This is a genomic window from Streptomyces rishiriensis (genome assembly GCF_003112535.1).
Classification (GTDB): Bacteria; Actinomycetota; Actinomycetes; order Streptomycetales; family Streptomycetaceae; genus Streptomyces; species Streptomyces rishiriensis.
On the sequence record NZ_BEWA01000024.1, the window covers coordinates 85,638 to 105,127 of the forward strand.

General features: G+C 69.7%; 19 protein-coding genes and 1 tRNA gene. 8 read left to right on the forward strand and 12 right to left on the reverse strand.

All coding sequences use genetic code 11. From position 1 onward, the window contains the following. Positions 1–24: 24 nt before the first annotated feature. A complete protein-coding gene (locus Sri02f_RS34510) occupies positions 25–1,716 on the reverse strand; it encodes a sodium:solute symporter family protein (protein ID WP_109005275.1) in 1,692 nt (563 codons plus the stop codon). A 148-nt stretch (positions 1,717–1,864) separates the two neighbouring features. On the opposite strand from Sri02f_RS34510, the gene galT reads away from it, so the two are divergent. Genes galT through galK form a run of 3 tightly spaced genes read left to right on the forward strand, consistent with a single transcriptional unit; the run spans position 1,865 to position 5,090 of the window. After that, positions 1,865–2,926, forward strand: a complete 1,062-nt coding sequence (gene galT / locus Sri02f_RS34515) for a galactose-1-phosphate uridylyltransferase (RefSeq protein ID WP_109005276.1) — start codon at positions 1,865–1,867, stop codon at positions 2,924–2,926. Then, the gene (galE, locus tag Sri02f_RS34520) at positions 2,923–3,933 is read left to right on the forward strand and encodes a UDP-glucose 4-epimerase GalE (RefSeq protein ID WP_109005277.1); all 1,011 of its coding nucleotides are present in this window, start codon (positions 2,923–2,925) and stop codon (positions 3,931–3,933) included. Before galT ends, galE begins: the two co-directional genes overlap by 4 nt. Then, on the forward strand, positions 3,933–5,090 hold the full coding sequence (gene galK, locus Sri02f_RS34525) for a galactokinase (protein WP_109005278.1): 1,158 nt from the start codon (positions 3,933–3,935) through the stop codon (positions 5,088–5,090). Before galE ends, galK begins: the two co-directional genes overlap by 1 nt. Positions 5,091–5,133: 43 nt before the next feature. Here galK and Sri02f_RS34530 read toward each other — a convergent pair whose 3' ends face one another. Beyond that, positions 5,134–5,601, reverse strand: coding sequence for a GNAT family N-acetyltransferase (locus tag Sri02f_RS34530; protein ID WP_109005279.1), 468 nt, complete (start codon positions 5,599–5,601; stop codon positions 5,134–5,136). A gap of 334 nt (positions 5,602–5,935) precedes the next feature. Here Sri02f_RS34530 and Sri02f_RS34535 point away from each other — a divergent pair, with 334 nt between their 5' ends. After that, complete coding sequence (locus tag Sri02f_RS34535) at positions 5,936–6,703, forward strand: LuxR C-terminal-related transcriptional regulator (protein ID WP_109005280.1); 768 nt, start codon at positions 5,936–5,938, stop codon at positions 6,701–6,703. On the opposite strand, the gene Sri02f_RS34540 is transcribed toward Sri02f_RS34535, so the two are convergent. Then, positions 6,662–7,159, reverse strand: coding sequence for a MarR family winged helix-turn-helix transcriptional regulator (locus tag Sri02f_RS34540; RefSeq protein ID WP_109005281.1), 498 nt, complete (start codon positions 7,157–7,159; stop codon positions 6,662–6,664). The genes Sri02f_RS34535 and Sri02f_RS34540 overlap by 42 nt on opposite strands. A gap of 87 nt (positions 7,160–7,246) precedes the next feature. On the opposite strand from Sri02f_RS34540, the gene Sri02f_RS34545 reads away from it, so the two are divergent. The 3 genes from Sri02f_RS34545 (at position 7,247) to Sri02f_RS34555 (ending at position 8,688) form a co-directional block, all read left to right on the forward strand. Next, the gene (locus tag Sri02f_RS34545) at positions 7,247–8,044 is read left to right on the forward strand and encodes a trans-aconitate 2-methyltransferase (protein ID WP_109005282.1); all 798 of its coding nucleotides are present in this window, start codon (positions 7,247–7,249) and stop codon (positions 8,042–8,044) included. Between the two features lies 1 nt (position 8,045). After that, positions 8,046–8,414 carry a VOC family protein gene (locus tag Sri02f_RS34550; RefSeq protein WP_109005283.1) on the forward strand — a complete coding sequence of 123 codons (369 nt, stop codon included), beginning with the start codon at positions 8,046–8,048 and terminating at the stop codon, positions 8,412–8,414. 100 nt (positions 8,415–8,514) lie between these two features. Next, positions 8,515–8,688: a CsbD family protein gene (locus Sri02f_RS34555; protein WP_109005284.1), complete on the forward strand. Its 174-nt coding sequence runs from the start codon at positions 8,515–8,517 to the stop codon at positions 8,686–8,688. A 105-nt stretch (positions 8,689–8,793) separates the two neighbouring features. Here the strand turns inward: Sri02f_RS34555 and Sri02f_RS34560 are convergent, their stop codons facing one another. Then, entirely contained in the window at positions 8,794–9,480 is a 687-nt protein-coding gene (locus Sri02f_RS34560) for a TetR/AcrR family transcriptional regulator (protein WP_109005285.1), read from the reverse strand. Then, the gene (locus Sri02f_RS34565) at positions 9,477–10,487 is read right to left on the reverse strand and encodes an acyl-CoA desaturase (RefSeq protein WP_109005286.1); all 1,011 of its coding nucleotides are present in this window, start codon (positions 10,485–10,487) and stop codon (positions 9,477–9,479) included. The genes Sri02f_RS34560 and Sri02f_RS34565 overlap by 4 nt, the downstream gene beginning before the upstream one ends. 291 nt (positions 10,488–10,778) lie before the next feature. On the opposite strand from Sri02f_RS34565, the gene ppc reads away from it, so the two are divergent. Continuing rightward, a complete protein-coding gene (gene ppc, locus Sri02f_RS34570; RefSeq protein ID WP_109005287.1) occupies positions 10,779–13,532 on the forward strand; it encodes a phosphoenolpyruvate carboxylase in 2,754 nt (917 codons plus the stop codon). A gap of 177 nt (positions 13,533–13,709) precedes the next feature. Here the strand turns inward: ppc and Sri02f_RS34575 are convergent, their stop codons facing one another. The 7 genes from Sri02f_RS34575 to Sri02f_RS34605 form a co-directional block, all read right to left on the reverse strand. After that, positions 13,710–14,246 carry a hypothetical protein gene (locus Sri02f_RS34575; protein WP_109005288.1) on the reverse strand — a complete coding sequence of 179 codons (537 nt, stop codon included), beginning with the start codon at positions 14,244–14,246 and terminating at the stop codon, positions 13,710–13,712. A gap of 41 nt (positions 14,247–14,287) precedes the next feature. After that, on the reverse strand, positions 14,288–14,890 hold the full coding sequence (gene pth, locus Sri02f_RS34580) for an aminoacyl-tRNA hydrolase (RefSeq protein ID WP_109005289.1): 603 nt from the start codon (positions 14,888–14,890) through the stop codon (positions 14,288–14,290). A gap of 156 nt (positions 14,891–15,046) precedes the next feature. Then, positions 15,047–15,631, reverse strand: a complete 585-nt coding sequence (locus Sri02f_RS34585; protein ID WP_069768599.1) for a 50S ribosomal protein L25/general stress protein Ctc — start codon at positions 15,629–15,631, stop codon at positions 15,047–15,049. A gap of 222 nt (positions 15,632–15,853) precedes the next feature. Next, a complete protein-coding gene (locus Sri02f_RS34590; RefSeq protein WP_109005290.1) occupies positions 15,854–16,828 on the reverse strand; it encodes a ribose-phosphate diphosphokinase in 975 nt (324 codons plus the stop codon). A gap of 134 nt (positions 16,829–16,962) precedes the next feature. Further along, positions 16,963–18,411: a bifunctional UDP-N-acetylglucosamine diphosphorylase/glucosamine-1-phosphate N-acetyltransferase GlmU gene (glmU, locus tag Sri02f_RS34595; RefSeq protein WP_109005291.1), complete on the reverse strand. Its 1,449-nt coding sequence runs from the start codon at positions 18,409–18,411 to the stop codon at positions 16,963–16,965. A 110-nt stretch (positions 18,412–18,521) separates the two neighbouring features. Then, positions 18,522–18,593: transfer RNA gene (locus Sri02f_RS34600), tRNA-Gln, on the reverse strand. A gap of 15 nt (positions 18,594–18,608) precedes the next feature. Next, positions 18,609–19,484 carry a hypothetical protein gene (locus Sri02f_RS34605; RefSeq protein WP_109005315.1) on the reverse strand — a complete coding sequence of 292 codons (876 nt, stop codon included), beginning with the start codon at positions 19,482–19,484 and terminating at the stop codon, positions 18,609–18,611. Between the last annotated feature and the right edge of the window lie 6 nt (positions 19,485–19,490).

Below are 19,490 nucleotides of genomic sequence, written 5' to 3' on the forward strand. Positions count from 1 at the left end.
TCCTCCCGCAGGTGTCGCGAGGGCTCAGAACGAGAACGGGATGTAGCAGAGGGCGGCCAGGATCACCGCGCCCCAGCCCAGCAGGGCCGGACGGCGGTACCACGCGTCGTCGCCCGCGGCCGGCGGCTCGGCCATGCCGGGGGAGACGGTGCCGTAGACCAGGCCCTGGAGCTCCTCGTCCGGCTTGGGGGCCGTGAACAGTGACACGATCACCATCACGACCGCGCCCGCCACGAAGCCCGCGATGGCGGAGACGAAGTTGGCGCCCTGGTCGGTGGGGATGCCGATGACGTCCCGCTTGTAGAGGACGAAGTAGTTCACCATCGCGGCCGTGGTGCCCGCGAGCAGACCCCAGAAGCCCGACTTCTTCGACGCCCGCTTCCAGAACATGCCGACGATGAAGACGACGAACATCGGCACGTTGAAGAAGGAGAACAGGGTCTGGAGGTAGCTCATGATGTTGGAGAAGGACGACGCCAGGAACGCCGTGCCCACCGACGCGGCCACGCCGACCGCCGTGATCAGACGGCCGAACCGGACGTAGTAGGCGTCCTCCCGGCCCAGTACCACGTACTTGGCCCAGATGTCCGTCGTGAACACCGTGTTGAACGACGAGATGTTCGCCGCCATGCCGGCCATGAACGCCGCCAGCAGACCCGTCACCGCGATGCCCAGCACGCCGTTCGGCAGCAGTTCCTGCATGAGGTAGGGGATCGCGTCGTTGTACTGCAGGTCCGAGCCGCTCGTGCCGATCTTCGGGACCAGGACCGCCGCCACCAGGCCCGGGATCATCACCAGGAACACCATGAAGATCTTCGGGTAGGCCGCGATGAGCGGGGTGCGCTGGGCCGCGGACAGGTTCTTGGCCGACAGGGCGCGCTGCACCTCCGCGAAGTTCGTCGTCCAGTAGCCGAACGACAGGACGAAGCCGAGGCCCAGCACGATGGTCAGCCAGTTCGCGCCCAGCGGGTTGGCGCTGCCGATGCCGGTGCCGCCCCACGCGGTGACGAAGTGGTCGCCGTGGCTCGCGGTCAGCTTGTCGGTCAGGCCGCCCCAGCCGCCCACCTTCTTCAGGCCCAGCACCGACAGCGGGATCAGGGCCGCCAGGATCACGAAGAACTGCAGGACCTCGTTGTAGATCGCCGAGGACAGGCCGCCGAGCGTGATGTACGCCAGCACGAAGAAGCCCGCGACGACGATCGCCACCCACTGCGGCCAGCCCAGCAGGGCCTCGACGACGATCGCCAGCGCGTAGAGGTTCACCCCGGCGATCAGGATCGCGGCGAACGCGAACAGGGCCGAGCTGAGCAGGTGGGCGGCCTTGTCGAAGCGCAGCAGCAGAAACTCCGGGACCGAGCGGACCTTGCTGCCGTAGTAGAACGGCATCATCACCAGGCCGAGGAAGACCATCGCCGGGATGGCGCCGATCCAGTACCAGTGGACGGTGTACGCGCCGTACTGTGCGCTGTTCGCGGCCATGCCCAGGATCTCGGTGGCGGCCAGGTTGGCCGAGATGAAGGCCAGGCCGGTGATCCAGGCGGGCAGGGAGCGGCCGGAGAGGAAGAAGTCGAGGCTGGTCTTCACCGACCGGCGGGCGGCGAAGCCGATGCCCAAGACCACGACGAAGTAGATGCCGAGGATCGTGTAGTCGAGCCAGTTCGTCGGGAGGCGCAGCGCCGCGGCCAGCTGCGGCGCCGAGTGTGTGGGGGTTCGCATTCCCTGCTCACTTCTTTTGGTGTTCTTTGTTTGGTTGTGGTGATGACTAGCCTGGGACTTTGTGGTTTTATGTGTTTGGTTCTGTTGGAAGCTTCGCTAGGTGTACGAATCTGGGTCCGCGGGTCCAGAGGTACGGAGGAGAGTCGCGGTGAAGAAGACCTCGACCCGCTTGGCCGACGGTCGTGAGCTGATCTACTACGACCAGCGCGACGACGCGGTGCGCGACGCGGTGGACAAGCGTCCGCTGGACCCCACGGTCACCACTTCGGAGGTACGGCGCGACCCGCTGCTCGGCGACTCCATCGCCGTCGCCTCGCACCGGCAGGGCCGCACCTACCACCCGCCCGCCGACGAGTGCCCGCTCTGCCCCTCGCAGGGCGACCGGCTCAGCGAGATCCCGGACTCCTCGTACGACGTCGTCGTCTTCGAGAACCGTTTCCCCTCCCTGGCCGGCGACTCCGGACGCTGTGAGGTGGTCTGCTTCACCTCCGACCACAACGCGGCCTTCGCCGACCTCACCGAGGAGCAGGCGCGACTGGTCCTCGACGCGTGGACGGACCGGACGTCCGAGCTGTCGCATCTGCCCTCCGTGGAACAGGTGTTCTGCTTCGAGAACCGCGGCGCCGAGATCGGCGTGACACTGGGTCACCCGCACGGGCAGATCTACGCCTACCCCTTCACCACCCCCCGCACCGCCCTGATGCTGCGTTCGGTGGCCGCGCACAAGGAGGCCACGGGCGGGGAGAACCTCTTCGACGCCGTCCTGCAGCGTGAACTCGCGGGCGAGCGAGTCGTCCTGGAGGGTGAACACTGGGTCGCGTTCGTGCCGTACGCCGCCCACTGGCCGTACGAGGTGCACCTCTACCCCAAGCGCCGGGTGCCGGACCTGCTGGCCCTCGACGAGGACGCGCGCACAGAGTTCCCCCAGGTGTACCTGGAACTCTTGAGGCGCTTCGACCGGATCTTCGGCGAAGGTGAACCGCCCACGCCGTACATCTCCGCCTGGCACCAGGCGCCGTTCGGCGCGCTGGAGGAGTTCGAGGGCGTCAACCGCGACGACTTCGGGCTGCACCTGGAGCTTTTCACCATCCGTCGCACGTCCGGCAAGCTGAAGTTCCTCGCGGGCTCCGAGTCGGGCATGAACGTCTTCATCAACGACGTGCCGCCGGAGTTCGCGGCCCAGCGACTGCGAGAGGTAGCGAGTTCATGAGCGGCACCACCGGCAGCGGCACCACCGGCACGCGCGGCAAGTATCTGGTCACGGGCGGCGCGGGCTACGTCGGCGGCGTCGTCGCCCAGCACCTGCTGGAGGCCGGCCACGAGGTCGTCGTCCTCGACAACCTCTCCACCGGCTTCCGCGAGGGCGTCCCCGCGGGCGCCGCGTTCATCGAGGGCGACATCCGCGACGCGGGCGAGCACCTCGACGACTCCTTCGACGCGGTGCTCCACTTCGCCGCGTTCTCGCAGGTCGGCGAGTCCGTCGTCAAGCCGGAGAAGTACTGGGAGAACAACGTCGGCGGCACCATGGCGCTGCTCGGCGCGATGCGCGAGGCGGGCGTGCGCAAGCTGGTCTTCTCGTCCACCGCGGCCACCTACGGCGAGCCGGAGCAGGTCCCGATCGTCGAGACCGCGCCCACCCGGCCGACCAACCCCTACGGCGCCTCCAAGCTCGCGGTCGACCACATGATCAGCGGCGAGGCCGCGGCCCACGGGCTCGGCGCCGTCTCCCTGCGCTACTTCAACGTGGCCGGCGCGTACGGCGCGCAGGGCGAGCGCCACGAGCCCGAGTCGCACCTCATCCCGCTCGTCCTCCAGGTCGCCCAGGGCCGCCGCGAGGCCATCTCGGTCTACGGCGACGACTACCCGACCCCCGACGGCACCTGCGTGCGCGACTACATCCACGTCGCCGACCTCGCCGAGGCGCACCTGCTCGCCGTCGCGGCCGCGAAGCCCGGCGAGCACCTCATCTGCAACCTCGGCAACGGCAACGGCTTCTCCGTCCGCGAGGTCGTCGAGACCGTCCGCAAGGTCACCGGGCACCCGATCCCCGAGGTCGCGGCTGCGCGCCGCGCCGGGGACCCGGCCGTCCTGGTCGCCTCGGCGGACACCGCCCGCGAACGGCTGGGCTGGAACCCGTCCCGCGCGGACCTCGCGGGTATCGTCGCGGACGCGTGGGAGTTCGCACAGCACAACGCACACGGCGCAGGGGAGCGGTAATGGGGGCAGAGCAGGTCCGGGACGGCTTCGTCGAGCTGTACGGCACGCGACCCGACGGGGTGTGGGCGGCGCCCGGCCGCGTCAACCTCATCGGTGAGCACACCGACTACAACGACGGCTTCGTGATGCCGTTCGCGCTGCCGCACACCGCCGTCGCCGCGGTCTCCCGGCGCACGGACGGCGTGCTGCGGCTGCACTCGGCCGACCTCGACGCGGGCGTCGCCGAACTGCGCCTGGACGAGCTGACGCCCGAGTCCGACAAGGCCTGGACGGCGTACCCGGCCGGTGTCGTGTGGGCCCTGCGCGAGGCCGGCCACCCGGTGACCGGCGCCGACGTCCACCTGGCGTCGACCGTCCCGTCGGGCGCGGGCCTGTCGTCCTCGGCGGCCCTCGAGGTCGTCGTGGCGCTGGCGCTGAACGACCTGTTCGAGCTCGGGCTCCAGGGCTGGCAGCTCGCCCGGCTGTGCCAGCGCGCCGAGAACGTCTACGTCGGCGCCCCCACCGGCATCATGGACCAGACGGCGTCCGCGTGCTGCGAGGCCGGCCACGCGCTGTTCCTCGACACCCGCGACCTCTCCCAGAAGCAGATCCCCCTCGACCTGGCCGCCGAGGGACTGCGTCTGCTGGTCGTCGACACCCAGGTCACGCACGCCCACAGCGGCGGCGAGTACGGCAAGCGCCGGGCGGGCTGTGAGAAGGGCGCCGCTCTCCTCGGCGTCGACGCGCTGCGCGACATCGCGTACGCCGACCTGGACGCGGCCCTCGCCCGCCTCGGCGACGAGGACGAGGTCCGCCGGCTGGTCCGCCACGTAGTGACCGAGGACCGGCGCGTCGAGCAGGTCGTGGCCCTCCTGGAGTCGGGCGGCGACACCCGTGCCGTCGGACCTGTCCTGACGGCGGGTCACGCCTCGCTCCGGGACGACTTCCGGGTCTCGTGCCCCGAGCTGGACCTCGTCGTCGACACCGCGCTCGCGCACGGTGCGCTGGGGGCGCGGATGACCGGCGGCGGGTTCGGCGGCTCGGCGATCGTCCTGGCCGAGGCCACCGACGTCGAGGCGCTCACCAAGGCCGTCGGCGAGGCGTTCACGGCTGCGGGCCTCAAGGCCCCGCGGGTCTTCGAGGCAGTGCCCTCGGCGGGAGCGCGCCGCCTGATCTGACCCGGACGCGGACGTCACCCACCGGGGTGAGGCGAAGAGCGCCTCACCCCGGTTCGTGCGTGAGGCGCTTGGTCAGCGTGTACTCCGTGATGCCCGGCGGGTAGTCCTCGATCACGCACACCACCTGGTAGCCGTGCCGCCGGTAGAACTCCGGGGCCTGGAAGTCCCAGGTCTCCAGGCGGACCCGCGTGCAGCCCCGTTCGTCGCGGGCGGCGCGCTCCGCCTCGGCCAGGAGCCGGGAGCCCAGGCCCGCCCCGCGGTGACGGGCGTCCACCCACAGGTGGGCGACGTGCAGCCAGGCCGTCCAGGTGTGGCCCACCAGACCGCCGGCCAGCTCACCCCCGGGACCGCAGGCCCACACGTGCAGGGGCGACTCGCGTTCCGCCGGGGTGCCGCGCAGGGCGCGCAGAACCGGTGAGGCCTCCGTGTTGGCGGCCAGCAGCCGGGAACGGAGAAGATCGCGCCGAGTCCTGTCGACTTCTGTCTCAAGACGGAACATGCGGCACACCATAAACGCGTCCGCGAATTAGTTCTGCACATTGCCTTCCGCTGTCGGCCCACAGCTCTACGCTGTGAACAACACCGGTGGGGGCCGGTGCTGATCAGGGGGGCGAGACAGCCGGGTACGACGCCCGCGGTGGGGGTAGCAGTGTCTGCACGGCGGCGGCCGTGCGGCCAGGGCGCTCCCTGTGGGCGCCGTGTCCGCGCTGGTCGACGTTCTCCGTGGTCTTCGTGTTCTCCGTGTTCGCCGTGTTCTGTGTGTGCTTCCTCTTTCTTGCTGTTCTCCGTCTCCGGACCTTTGGGGTATCCCCTGCTCCGTCAAGGAGCTTGGGGAAGGGGGTTTCGTGGTTCGCATCCGTGTACTGGTCGTCGACGACCACCGCATCTTCGCCGAGTCGCTCGCCGCGGCGCTGGCCGCCGAGCCGGACGTCGACGTGTCCGCGGCCGGCAGCGGCCCGGCGGCACTGCGCAGCCTGGAGCGCGCGGCCGCCGAAGGGCGCCGGTACGACGTGCTGCTCGTCGACGCCGACCTGGGCGGCACGCTGCCCGGCATACGGGCCGCCGTGCCCGTGCAGGAGGTGGGCGAGGACGGGCTCGTCGACGGGATATCGCTGGTCACGGGCGTGCGCAGCGCACAGCCCCACGTCCGGATCGTCGTGCTCGCCGAGAAGGACGACCCGCGCCGCGCGGCACTCGCGTTGCAGGCGGGAGCGTCCGGCTGGGTGGCGAAGGACTGCTCGCTCTCCCGCCTGCTGACCGTCATCCGGGGGGTGCTGCGCGAGGAGACGCATCTGCCTCCCGCCCTGCTCACCGGCGTCCTGCGGGAGCTGACCGCCGCGCGCAAGCACCGCACCGAGAGCGAACGCCTGGTGGAGTCCCTCACGCCGAGGGAACGCGAGGTGCTGCGGTGCATGGTGGCGGGACTGGGGCGCAAGGCCGTCGCCGAGCGCCTGTTCCTGTCCCCGCACACCGTCCGCACCCATATGCAGAACGTCCTCGGCAAACTGGGCGTGCACTCCACCCTCGCCGCGGTCGCCCTCGCCAGGCGGGCGGGGGTCGGGCCGGTCGACCTAACCGGGGATGTTGTCGAACGGGGCGGTCAACTGGCGTAGCAGGCCTGCCAGTTCGCCGCGCTGCGCCTGGGAGAGCTCGGCCAGGATCGCCCGCTCCTGGTCGAGCAGACCGGCGAGCGCCTGGTCGGCGCGGTCCTTGCCGTCGTCCGTGAGACGGACGAGCACGCCCCGCCGGTCGCTCGGATCCGGCAGCCGCTCCACCAGGCCCTTCTTCGCGAGGCGGTCGATGCGGTTGGTCATCGTGCCCGAGGTCACCAGCGTCTGCGTCAGCAGTTGTCCGGGCGAGAGCTGATACGGCACTCCCGCGCGCCGCAGCGCCGTCAGGACGTCGAACTCCCACGGCTCCAGCTGGTGCTCGGAGAACGCGAGCCGGCGGGCCCGGTCCAGGTGCCGGGCCAGTCTGCTCACCCTGCTCAGTACTTCCAGCGGCTCCACGTCGAGGTCCGGGCGCTCCCGGCGCCACGCTGCGACCAGCCGATCGACCTCGTCCTCCATGACGATCAGTGTAGTGGTTGTGTCGACATGAAGTCTCTTGATGTCGAGCATCTTGACGTCGAGATAAATCGGGGAGAGAGTCGGGGCATGACGACGAACCCCTCCTGGGACCCGGCCCAGTACCTGCGCCACGCCGGCCACCGCGCCCGCCCCTTCGCCGACCTCCTCGCCCGCGTCCCCGCCCTGCCCCGCGAACCGCCCCGCATCGCCGACCTCGGCTGCGGCCCCGGCAACGTCACCGTCGCCCTCGCCGACCGCTGGCCCACCGCCCGGATCACCGGCTACGACAACTCGCCGCAGATGCTCGCCGACGCCGCCGCCCACGCGCGCCCGCACCTCGACTTCGCCCACGCCGACCTCACCGACTGGACGCCCGCCGAGACCTACGACCTGCTCGTCTCCAACGCCGCCCTCCAGTGGGTCCCCGGCCACCTCGAGGCCCTCGCCGGCTGGCTGGACGGCCTCGCCCCGGGCGGAACCCTCGCCTTCCAGGTCCCGCACAACGTGGACGCGCCCCTGCACGCCCTGATGCGCGAGCTCAGCGGCAGCGCGCGCTGGAAGAGCCGCCTCGGCCACGTCCTGCGCCACGAGGACTCCGTCCACGCACCCGGCGTCTACCTCGACCGGCTGGCCCGCCTCGGCTGCGCGACCGACGTGTGGACCACGACCTACCTGCACGTCCTGCCCGGCGAGGACCCCGTCCTGGACTGGGTCAAGGGCACCGGACTGCGCCCCGCCCTCGACGCCCTCGCCGACGACCCCGAGGCCCGCGACGCCTTCGTCGCCGAATACCGCGAGCTGCTCCGCGAGGCCTACCCGAGCGCCGGGTACGGCACCGTCCTGCCGTTCCGCCGCCTGTTCGCCGTCGCCACGAAGGCGGGCTGAGATGCTGGCCGCCGTCGACCACGTCCAGCTCGCCGCTCCGCCCGGCTCCGAGGACCTGCTGCGCTCCTTCTACGTGGACGCCCTCGGCATGACCGAGATCCCCAAGCCGCCGGCGCTCGCGGCGAACGGGGGGTGCTGGTTCCAGGCCGGCGCCGTCCAGCTCCACCTGGGCACGGAGCCCGGTTTCACGCCGTCCCGCAAGGCCCACCCCGGACTGCGGGTCACCGGCATCGAGGCCTACGCGGCCCGGCTGGCACGGCACGGCACGCGGATCACCTGGGACGACGCCCTGCCCGGACACCGCCGCTTCCACGCCCAGGACCCCGTCGGCAACCGACTGGAGTTCCTGGAACCCGACGACGAGCCGTGAGGGCGGGACGGGGTTCGCGAAGCGTTCGGGTTTGAGACGCGCCAGGCGGGTCACCCGCTGTACAGAGAGCGCACGCAAACCTGACTGGGAGTGATGAACAGTGGCAGGCGAGCAGAAGTCCAAGGCGAAGATGGAACAGGCCAAGGGCAAGGCCAAGGAGACGGTCGGCCGAGCCGTGGGCAACGAGAGGCTCGAAGCCGAAGGCCGCGTGGACCAGGCCAAGGGCGACGCGCGACAGGCCAAGGAGAAGACGAAGGACGTCTTCAAGCACTGAGCGAGCGCGCGGACGCCGCGCACACGCGGACAGGCCCCCCGTCCCAGCGGACGGGGGGCCTGCCGCATGCGTCGAACCGCCCGATGCCGACGGCGCCGGACCGGCTCAGCTCTTGCGCCGCCCGATCAGATGCGGCTTGGCCTCCAGGCGTTCCAGGCCGTGCCAGCACAGGTTCACCAGATGCGCCGCCACCTCCGCCTTCTTCGGGCGGCGCACGTCCAGCCACCACTGCCCGGTCAGGGCGACCATGCCGACCAGGGCCTGCGCGTAGAGCGGGGCCAGCTTCGCGTCGAAACCGCGGTTCTTGAACTCGCGGCCCAGGATGTCCTCCACCTGGGTGGCGATGTCCGAGATCAGCGAGGCGAAGGAACCCGTCGACTGCGGGATGGGGGAGTCGCGGACCAGGATGCGGAAGCCGTCCGTGTACTCCTCGATGTAGTCCAGGAGCGCGAACGCCGCCTGTTCGAGCAGCTCACGAGGGTGGCCCGCCGTCAACGACGACGTGACCATGTCCAGCAGCCGGCGCATCTCCCGGTCCACCACGACCGCGTACAGCCCCTCCTTGCCGCCGAAGTGCTCGTACACCACCGGCTTGGACACCCCGGCCTTCGCCGCGATCTCCTCCACCGACGTGCCTTCGAAGCCCTTCGCCGCGAACAGGGTGCGGCCGATCTCCAGCAACTGCTGCCGACGCTCCGCCCCCGTCATCCTGGTGCGACGCGCGCGCCGCGGCTTCACTTCACCGCTGGGACTGGAGGTGTTGCTGGGATCGGTCGCCACGCCGTCAATCATGCCGCCTCGACGGTCGCCCTCCCCTGCCGGGAGCCGTCCTCACCGGTGTTACGGCGCGAATCGATACGCGAGCGTGACGGCCAGCGCACGTCGTACGCCCAGCCGAGCATCTCGAACCACCGGATGAAGCGCGCCGAGGAGTCCACCTGGCCCCGCATCACCCCGTGCCGCGCGGACGTCGGGTCGGCGTGGTGCAGGTTGTGCCAGGACTCGCCGCAGGACAGGACCGCCAGCCACCACACGTTGCCGGAGCGGTCCCGGGACTTGAACGGACGCTTGCCCACCGCGTGGCAGATCGAGTTGATCGACCACGTCACGTGGTGCAGCAGAGCCACCCGCACCAGGGAGCCCCAGAAGAACGCCGTGAACGCGCCCCACCAGGACATCGTCACCAGACCGCCCACCAGCGGCGGGATCGCCAGCGACACCACCGTGAACAGCACGAACTGGCGCGAGATCGCACGGATCGCCGGGTCCCTGATCAGATCCGGCGCGTACTTCTCCTGCGACGTCTGCTCCTCATCGAACATCCATGCGATGTGAGCCCACCACAGGCCCTTCATCAACGCCGGCACGGTCTCCCCGAACCGCCACGGCGAATGCGGGTCCCCGTCCGCGTCGGAGAACTTGTGATGCTTGCGGTGATCGGCCACCCAGCGCACCAGCGGCCCCTCCACCGCCAGGGAGCCCATGACCGCCAACGCGATCCGGAGCGGCCGCTTCGCCTTGAACGAACCGTGCGTGAAGTACCGGTGGAAACCGATCGTGATCCCGTGGCAGCCGAGGAAGTACATGAAGACCATCAGCCCCATGTCCAGCCAGCTCACCCCCCAGCCCCACGCCAGCGGCACCGCCCCCAGCACCGCGAGGAACGGAACGACGATGAAGAGCAGCAGCATGATCTGCTCGATCGATCGCTTCTGCTCGCCACCGAGGGTGGCGGAGGGCGTGGTGGCGTCGTCCGGCGTCTTCGAAGGGTCTTCGATCACGTTGGAACCTGTGGTCATGCGCGTCCCCTGGGGGGTCTTGGAAGGAGGGAGGATGCCGTGACGCCGGAACCCCGCGTCATTCCTACGGTTCCGTAACCTACGGCAACGTAAGTATGGCAGCGCACCGCCCCGCGGCAAGAGCCCGCCAGCCTGCGCGTCTCCGCGGACACCTATCCTTGGAAACGGTCGGACAGCGCGGTCCGCTCTGTTTTCTTCCCGGATGTCAGGACCCGTATGCGGCGTCCGCCGCGAGGCCCGGCACCCGAGTTCCCTCCCGGACGAGCTTCAACACTGCAAGGAGCCGCACCTGTGAGCAGTGCCGACGACCTTGGCCAGGCCACCACGACGACCAGCACCGAGCTGCGCGCCGACATCCGCCGACTGGGCGACCTCCTCGGGGAGACCCTCGTCCGGCAGGAGGGCCCAGAACTCCTCGAACTGGTCGAAAAGGTCCGCCGCCTCACCCGAGAAGACGGCGAAGCCGCCGCCGAACTCCTGCGTGGCATCGAACTCGAGACCGCGGCCAAGCTGGTCCGCGCCTTCTCGACCTACTTCCACCTGGCCAACGTCACCGAGCAGGTGCACCGCGGCCGCCAACTGCGCGAGCGCCGCGCCGCCGAGGGCGGCCTCCTCGCCCGCACCGCCGACCGCCTCAAGGACGCCGACCCCGAACACATCGCCCAGACGGTCCGCCACCTCAACGTCCGCCCCGTCTTCACGGCGCACCCCACCGAAGCCGCGCGCCGGTCGGTCCTCAACAAGCTCCGGCGCATCGCCGCACTCCTCGAGACCCCCGTCATCGAGGCCGACCGCCGCCGCTACGACACCCGCCTCGCCGAGAACATCGACCTCGTGTGGCAGACCGACGAACTGCGCGTCGTCCGCCCCGAGCCCGCCGACGAGGCCCGCAACGCCATCTACTACCTCGACGAACTCCACGCCGGCGCCGTCGGAGACGTCCTCGAAGACCTGACGGCGGAACTGGAACGCGTCGGCGTCAAGCTCCCCGACGACACCCGCCCCCTCACCTTCGGCACCTGGATCGGCGGCGACCGCGACGGCAACCCCAACGTCACCCCCCAGGTCACCTGGGACGTCCTGATCCTCCAGCACGAACACGGCATCAACGACGCCCTGGAGACCATCGACGAACTGCGCGGATTCCTCTCGAACTCCATCCGCTACACCGGCGCCACCGACGAACTCCTCGCCTCCCTCCAGACCGACCTCGAACGACTCCCCGAGATCAGCCCCCGCTACAAGCGCCTCAACGCCGAAGAGCCCTACCGCCTCAAGGCCACCTGCATCCGCCAGAAGCTCGAGAACACCAAGCAGCGCCTCGCCAAGGGCATCCCCCACGAGCCCGGCCGCGACTACCTCGGCACCAGCGAACTCCTGCAGGACCTCACCCTCATCCAGACCTCCCTGCGCGAACACCGCGGCGGCCTCTTCGCCGACGGCCGCATGAACCGCACCATCCGCACCCTCGCCGCCTTCGGCCTCCAGCTCGCCACCATGGACGTCCGCGAACACGCCGACGCCCACCACCACGCCCTCGGCCAGCTCTTCGACCGGCTCGGCGAGGAATCCTGGCGCTACACCGACATGCCCCGCGAGTACCGCACCAAGCTCCTCGCCAAGGAACTCAGGTCCCGCAGGCCCCTCGCGCCCACCCCGGCCCCCGTCGACGCCGCCGGAGAGAAGACCCTCGGCGTCTTCCTCACCGTCAAGCGCGCCCTGGAGGTCTTCGGACCCGAGGTCATCGAGTCCTACATCATCTCCATGTGCCAGGGCGCCGACGACGTCTTCGCCGCCGCCGTCCTCGCCCGCGAGGCCGGACTCGTCGACCTGCACGCGGGCTGGGCCAAGATCGGCATCGTGCCCCTCCTGGAGACCACCGACGAGCTCAAGGCCGCCGACACCATCCTGGAGGACATGCTCTCCGACCCGTCGTACCGCCGACTGGTCGCCCTGCGCGGAGACGTCCAGGAAGTCATGCTCGGCTACTCCGACTCCTCCAAGTTCGGCGGCATCACCACCAGCCAGTGGGAGATCCACCGCGCCCAGCGCCGACTGCGCGACGTCGCCCACCGCTACGGCGTCCGCCTGCGCCTCTTCCACGGCCGCGGCGGCACCGTCGGCCGCGGCGGCGGCCCCTCCCACGACGCCATCCTCGCCCAGCCCTGGGGCACCCTCGAAGGCGAGATCAAGGTCACCGAACAGGGCGAGGTCATCTCCGACAAGTACCTCATCCCCTCCCTCGCCAGGGAGAACCTGGAACTGACGGTCGCCGCCACCCTGCAGGCCTCCGCCCTGCACACCGCCCCCCGCCAGTCCGACGAAGCCCTCGCCCGCTGGGACGCCGCCATGGACGTCGTCTCCGACGCCGCCCACGCCGCCTACCGCGCCCTCGTCGAGGACCCGGACCTGCCGACGTACTTCCTCGCCTCGACTCCGGTGGACCAGCTCGCCGACCTCCACCTGGGCTCCCGGCCCTCCCGCCGCCCCGGCTCCGGCGTCTCCCTCGACGGCCTGCGCGCCATCCCGTGGGTGTTCGGCTGGACCCAGTCGCGGCAGATCGTCCCCGGCTGGTTCGGCGTGGGCTCCGGCCTCAAGGCACTGCGCGAGGCAGGCCCGCGGCAAGACGGGGACACCGTGCTCGACGAGATGCACGAACAGTGGCACTTCTTCCGCAACTTCATCTCCAACGTCGAGATGACCCTCGCCAAGACCGACCTGCGCATCGCACAGCACTACGTCGACACCCTCGTCCCCGACGAACTCCGCCACATCTTCGACACCATCAAGACGGAACACGCCCTCACCGTCGCCGAAGTCCTCAAGATCACCGGCGAACGCGAACTGCTCGACGCCACCCCCGCCCTCAAGCAGACCTTCAGCATCCGCGACGCCTACCTGGACCCCATCTCCCACCTCCAGGTCACCCTGCTCAAGCGCCAGCGCGACGCCGCGGCCGCCGGCGCCGAACCCGACCCGCTCCTGGCCCGCGCCCTCCTGCTCACCGTCAACGGCGTCGCGGCCGGCCTGCGCAACACCGGCTGACCCACACCCTCGCCCATACGCACACCCACGCCCCACACGCACACGCCCGACACCCACGAAACGACGGCGCCCCCGGGTTCACCCGAACCCGGGGGCGCCGTCACGTCCACACCAGCCACCACCCGCAACCCCCCCCCGCAGCAACAACCCCCGTAACGCTCACCACCCCCGCAACGCTCACATCGTCAGGAAAGCCGCCGTCAACAACGCCACCCCCGAGCCCGCCAGCACCCACCCCGCCCGCACCCGCCCCAGACCGCCCGCCACCACCACCGACGCCAACAGCAACGCCCCACCCAACGGCACCCACGCCAACAACACCCCCGCAGGCCCCGACCGCACCGCCTCGTCCGAGCCCGGCTTGAGCACCACCGCGTACCTCCCCCCGACCCGCACCGCCACCGAGTCCTCGATCACAACCCGCGCACGAGCCGTCGAACCCGCCGACACCGGCGCATACCGCCCCGCACACCACCCCCCGTCACACCGCGCCACCGCCACCGTGCCCCGCTCCCGCCCCTTCGTCAGCATCACGTGCTGCGCCGCACCCCAGGAACCCCACACCCCCGCCACCAGGATCACCACCGCGACCGCGCCCATCGCCACGAACCGCCCCCACCGCAACGCCGCCGCCGACCCCCCGGCCGGCCCCCTCCACGAGGAACTCCGACGACGATGGGACCGGACGGCAACGGCAGACATGGCCGGGATCATTGGCCATGCCCGAACCACACGTCAACCTCCCGAACGACGGATCAGGAGTTGTACGTGCTCTGCGCCCGCTCCAACCCCTCCAGCACCAACGCCTCCACCGCGTCCGCCGCCCGGTCCACGAAGTAGTCCAGCTCCTTGCGCTCCGCCGACGCGAAATCCCTCAACACGAAATCCGCCACCTGCATCCGGCCCGGCGGCCGCCCGATCCCGAACCGCACCCGGTGGTACTCCGCGCCCATCGCCTTCGTCATCGACTTCAGACCGTTGTGCCCGTTGTCCCCACCGCCCAACTTCAACCGCAGCACCCCGTAGTCGACGTCCAGCTCGTCGTGCACCGCCACCACATTCCCCAACGGCACCTTGTAGAAGTCCCGCAACGCGTTCACCGGACCACCCGACAGATTCATGAACGACATCGGCTTCGCCAGCACCACCCGCCGGCTCCCCACGCCCGGCGGACCCACCCGCCCCTCCACCACCTGCGCCTGCGCCTTGCCCGCACGCTTGAACCTGCCCCCCATCCGCCCGGCCAGCAGATCGGCCACCATGAAACCGACGTTGTGCCGGTTCATCGCGTACTCCGGACCCGGATTGCCCAGGCCCACGATCAGCCAGGGCGCACTGGCATCGGTCGTCACGTCCACGTCTCCTCGACTCGACTTACGGGGGCTGCTGACAGGGGCTACAGGCACGGGCTCCAGGCAGGAGCCGGAAGCGGGAACCGCACCGCACACAGGGACCATACGCAGACCGCCGCTCCCCGGGGGAAGCGGCGGCCGACGGAACGTTGATCCGGAAGATCAGGCCTCGGTGGTCTCGGCCTCGGTCTCGGCCGGGGCCTCCTCCGCCTGGGCGGCCAGCACCTGGAGGACGACCGCGTCTTCGTCGATCACCAGCGTGGTGCCCTTGGGCAGCGGGATGTCCTTCGCGAGGATGGAGGCGCCGGCCTCCAGGCCCTCGATGGAGACGGTGACCGACTCGGGGATGTGCGTGGCCTCGGCCTCGACGGTCAGCGTGCTCAGCACGTGCTCGAGCAGGTAGGCGCCCGGCGCCAGGTCGCCCTCGGTGTGCACGTAGACCTCGACGTTGACCTTCTCGCCGCTGCGGACCAGCAGCAGGTCGACGTGGTCGAGGAAGCCCTTGATCGCGTCACGCTGCACGGCCTTCGGGATGGCCAGCTGCGTCTTGCCCTCGAGCTCCAGGCTCAGCAGGACGTTCGGGGTGCGCAGCGCCAGCTGGAGCTCGTGGCCCGGCAGCGTGATGTGCATCGGCTCGGCGCCGTGACCGTAGACGACGGCGGGAACCTTGCTGGCACGACGGATACGGCGGGCGGCGCCCTTGCCGAACTCGGTGCGGGTCTCGGCTGCGAGCTTGACCTCGGCCATGTTCACTCCTCGTAGAACTGGGGAAAGGTGGTCACCCGGCCAAACCATCGGCCTGCTACGAAGAGCGCGTCGATAACGGACCGCCGTACACACGCGCAACGCACGCGTACGGCCTCCCTCGCCGAGCAACTGGGACAGTCTACGCGGCGGGAAGGCCGTACAAGAAATCGATCTAGACGAGGACCGTCACGGCGGCCCACACAGCGACCGTCAGCGTGGCCGTCACTGCTCGTCGAACAGGCTCGTCACCGAACCGTCCTCGAACACCTCGCGCACCGCGTTGGCGATCGTCGGCGCGATCGACAGCACCGTGATCTTGTCGACCTCCAGCTCACCCGGCGTCGGCAGGGTGTTGGTGAAGATGAACTCGCTCACCTTGGAGTTCTTCAGACGGTCGGCCGCCGGACCCGACAGCACACCGTGCGTCGCCGTCACGATGACGTCCTCGGCGCCGTGCGCGAACAACGCGTCGGCCGCCGCACAGATCGTGCCGCCCGTGTCGATCATGTCGTCCACGAGAACGCAGACGCGACCCTTGACCTCGCCCACGACCTCGTGGACCGTCACCTGGTTCGCCACGTCCTTGTCACGCCGCTTGTGCACGATCGCCAGCGGCGCGCCCAGCCGGTCGCACCAACGGTCGGCCACCCGCACGCGGCCCGCGTCCGGCGACACGACGGTCAGCTTCGCCCGGTCCACCTTGCTGCCCACGTAGTCCGCGAGCAACGGCAGGGCGAAGAGGTGGTCCACCGGACCGTCGAAGAAACCCTGGATCTGGTCCGTGTGCAGATCCACCGTCAGGATCCGGTTCGCACCCGCCGTCTTCATCATGTCCGCGATCAGACGGGCCGAGATCGGCTCCCGCCCACGGTGCTTCTTGTCCTGCCGCGCGTAACCGTAGAACGGCACGATCACGGTGATCGAACGGGCCGACGCACGCTTCAACGCGTCGATCATGATCAACTGCTCCATGATCCACTTGTTGATCGGAGCCGTGTGGCTCTGGATCAGGAAGCAGTCCGCACCGCGCGCCGACTCCTGATACCGCACATAGATCTCACCATTGGCGAAATCGAAGGCCTTCGTCGGGACGACCCCGACACCCAGCTGGTGGGCGACCTCCTCGGCAAGCTCGGGGTGGGCGCGGCCGGAGAAGAACATCATCTTCTTCTCGCCGGTCGTCTTGATCCCGGTCACAGCACTGTCTCCTCAGAGGTGTCTCAGCTGGATGTCGAGAAACCACGCCGCTGGGCGCGACGAGGCCGTCTCAGCTGGTGGGGTGCGGGTGTGCACTTATCACGGTACGCCGAGTCCGACGCGCCTGTTTCCGGTCAGCCTTCGCTCTCCGCCTCGCGGGACGCCGTCTCCGCCGCCTTCGCCGCCGCACTGCCAGGACGCTTACGAGCCACCCAACCCTCGATATTCCGCTGCTGGCCACGGGCCACAGCCAACGAACCGGGCGGCACATCCTTCGTGATCACGGACCCGGCGGCGGTGTAAGCACCGTCCCCGACCGTGACAGGCGCCACAAACATGTTGTCCGAACCCGTCCGGCAATGCGACCCGACGGTGGTGTGATGCTTGTCCTGTCCGTCGTAGTTCACGAACACGCTCGCAGCGCCGATGTTCGAGTACTCACCGATCGTCGCGTCCCCGACATAGGACAGGTGCGGGATCTTCGTCCCCTCGCCGATGGAGGCGTTCTTCGTCTCCACGTACGTGCCGATCTTGCCCTTCGCACCCAGACGCGTACCCGGCCGCAGATACGCGAACGGCCCCACCGACGCGTTCGCGCCGATCCGCGCGCTGTACGACACCGTGTTGTCCACCCGCGCCCCCGCACCGACCTCCGTGTCCGTCAGCCGGCAGTTCGGACCCACCTCCGCGCCCTCACCCAGGTGCGTGGAACCGTGCAACTGCGTACCCGGGTGGACGACCGCGTCCTGCTCGAACGTCACCGTCACGTCCACCCACGTCGACGCCGGGTCCACGACCGTCACGCCGGACAGCATCGCCGCCGTCAGCAACCGGTCGTTCAGAATCCGACGCGCCTCGCTCAGCTGCACCCGGTTGTTGATGCCCGCGATCTCACGGTGATCGGCGGCGACCGACGCACCGACCCGGTGACCGGCCTCACGCAGGATCCCCAGCACATCCGTCAGGTACTCCTCGCCCTGACTGTTGTCCGTGCGCACCTTCTTCAACGCGTCCGCCAACAGCTGCCCGTCGAACGCGAACACCCCGGAATTGATCTCCCGGATCGCCCGCACCGACTCCGACGCGTCCTTGTGCTCCACGATCCCCGTGACCGCACCCGACGCCTCGTCCCGCACGATCCGCCCGTAACCCGTCGCATCCGGCACCTCGGCCGTCAGCACCGTCACCGCGTTCCCGTCCGCCTGATGCGTCGCAGCGAGCTGCGCCAGGGTCGCGCCGGTGAGCAGCGGAGTGTCGCCGCAGACGACCACCACGGTCCCCTCGACAGCGCCGCCGAGCTGCTCCAGCCCCATCCGCACGGCGTGACCGGTGCCGTTCTGCTCCTCCTGCACGGCGGTGCGCACGGCGGCGTCGACCTCGGCGAGGTGCGCGGTGACCTTCTCGCGGGCGTGCCCGACGACGACGACCAGGTTCTCCGGGTCCAGTTCGCGGGCGGCGGCCAGCACATGGCCCACGAGGCTGCGGCCGCTGATCTCGTGCAGGACCTTCGGTATGGCCGACTTCATACGGGTGCCCTCACCCGCTGCGAGTACGACGACGGCTGCCGGGCGAATGGCGCTCACGGAGTTGCCCTTCGGCTGTGGAGAGGTGGGGACATCCGAAGGATACCGGGGCGTTTCCGGGGGGACATGAGAGCGGGCCCCGACAGTGATGTCAGGGCCCGGCTCGGCAGCTCCGCCGGCTGGATTCGAACCAGCGTCTCAAGGCTCCAAAGGCCTGCGGGATGCCGCTACCCCACGGCGGATTGCTGCCCTAAACACTACCGGAGGCAGGGAGGGGCATGATCCCGCCCGGCCGAGTCCACCATGCCGGACCACCAGCCTTCGATCCGGCGGTACAGGTCGGCTCCTTGTAGCACTCGAATCACCAGGCAGCCTCGGTAGTTCTCGCCGACGTTCTTGCGGACGGTCTTGGGGTTGTGCTTCTTGATCGTCGTCTTCTGGAGGGCGGAGGCGTCAATGCCCACGAGCTCTGCCCAGTACCGCTCGGCGCTCCTGACGTCCGCGGTCATGTGGATCATCAGCCGGTACGTCAGGCGTTCGGGCCCCACGCCCAGGAGGTTGAGCCACGAGAGATAGAGCCGGATCACTCCGGGATCACTGTTGACGAAGAGAACGCTCTCGCGGCGGGCGTAGGGCTTGTCCTTCGAGCCCTCGGCCCAGTAGAGGGCGACGCCCGCGACGAACAGATCGCGGGCGGACATCTCGCCGATCTGTTCCGCTGCCGCAGCCTTGGTCCGCTGTCGCGCCTCGTCCCGCACGGCCAGCTCGTGCTCCCACCTCAGCCGGTTCGCCAGCCGAGCCTGTTCCGCGGATGTGCGCCGCTCCGGCTTGGGCAGGTCCCGCACCCAGAGGGAGATCGAGCTCTTCGAGCAACCCAGCTCCACCTGGATCCGGTCGTACGTCCAACCCTGGAGTCGTAGCTCGCGTGCCCTGTCCCGGAGGTCGTCCTTGGCGTTCGGGCGCTTCGTCCAGTCCGGCGGGGGCTCGCCCTCCAGGAGGCGGTTGAGGATGTCGTTGTTGTGGACGTGGAGCCGGTCGCGGATCTGGCGTCGGCTGAGGCCCTCACGTCGCAGGGCGAGCGCCCGTTCGCGGAGGTCTTCGAAGTCCGCGTACTTGCCATGGGTATGTGCCATGCGCAT

Bases quoted from the DNA above. Each gene is read 5' to 3' on its own strand.
- Sri02f_RS34510 (WP_109005275.1), bottom strand. From the start codon at position 1,716: ATGCGAACCCCCACACACTCGGCGCCGCAGCTGGCCGCGGCGCTGCGC.
- galE (WP_109005277.1), top strand. From the start codon at position 2,923: ATGAGCGGCACCACCGGCAGCGGCACCACCGGCACGCGCGGCAAGTAT.
- galK (WP_109005278.1), top strand. From the start codon at position 3,933: ATGGGGGCAGAGCAGGTCCGGGACGGCTTCGTCGAGCTGTACGGCACG.
- Sri02f_RS34530 (WP_109005279.1), bottom strand. From the start codon at position 5,601: ATGGTGTGCCGCATGTTCCGTCTTGAGACAGAAGTCGACAGGACTCGG.
- Sri02f_RS34540 (WP_109005281.1), bottom strand. From the start codon at position 7,159: ATGGAGGACGAGGTCGATCGGCTGGTCGCAGCGTGGCGCCGGGAGCGC.
- Sri02f_RS34545 (WP_109005282.1), top strand. From the start codon at position 7,247: ATGACGACGAACCCCTCCTGGGACCCGGCCCAGTACCTGCGCCACGCC.
- Sri02f_RS34550 (WP_109005283.1), top strand. From the start codon at position 8,046: ATGCTGGCCGCCGTCGACCACGTCCAGCTCGCCGCTCCGCCCGGCTCC.
- Sri02f_RS34560 (WP_109005285.1), bottom strand. From the start codon at position 9,480: ATGATTGACGGCGTGGCGACCGATCCCAGCAACACCTCCAGTCCCAGC.
- Sri02f_RS34565 (WP_109005286.1), bottom strand. From the start codon at position 10,487: ATGACCACAGGTTCCAACGTGATCGAAGACCCTTCGAAGACGCCGGAC.
- Sri02f_RS34575 (WP_109005288.1), bottom strand. From the start codon at position 14,246: ATGATCCCGGCCATGTCTGCCGTTGCCGTCCGGTCCCATCGTCGTCGG.
- Sri02f_RS34585 (WP_069768599.1), bottom strand. From the start codon at position 15,631: ATGGCCGAGGTCAAGCTCGCAGCCGAGACCCGCACCGAGTTCGGCAAG.
- Sri02f_RS34605 (WP_109005315.1), bottom strand. From the start codon at position 19,484: ATGGCACATACCCATGGCAAGTACGCGGACTTCGAAGACCTCCGCGAA.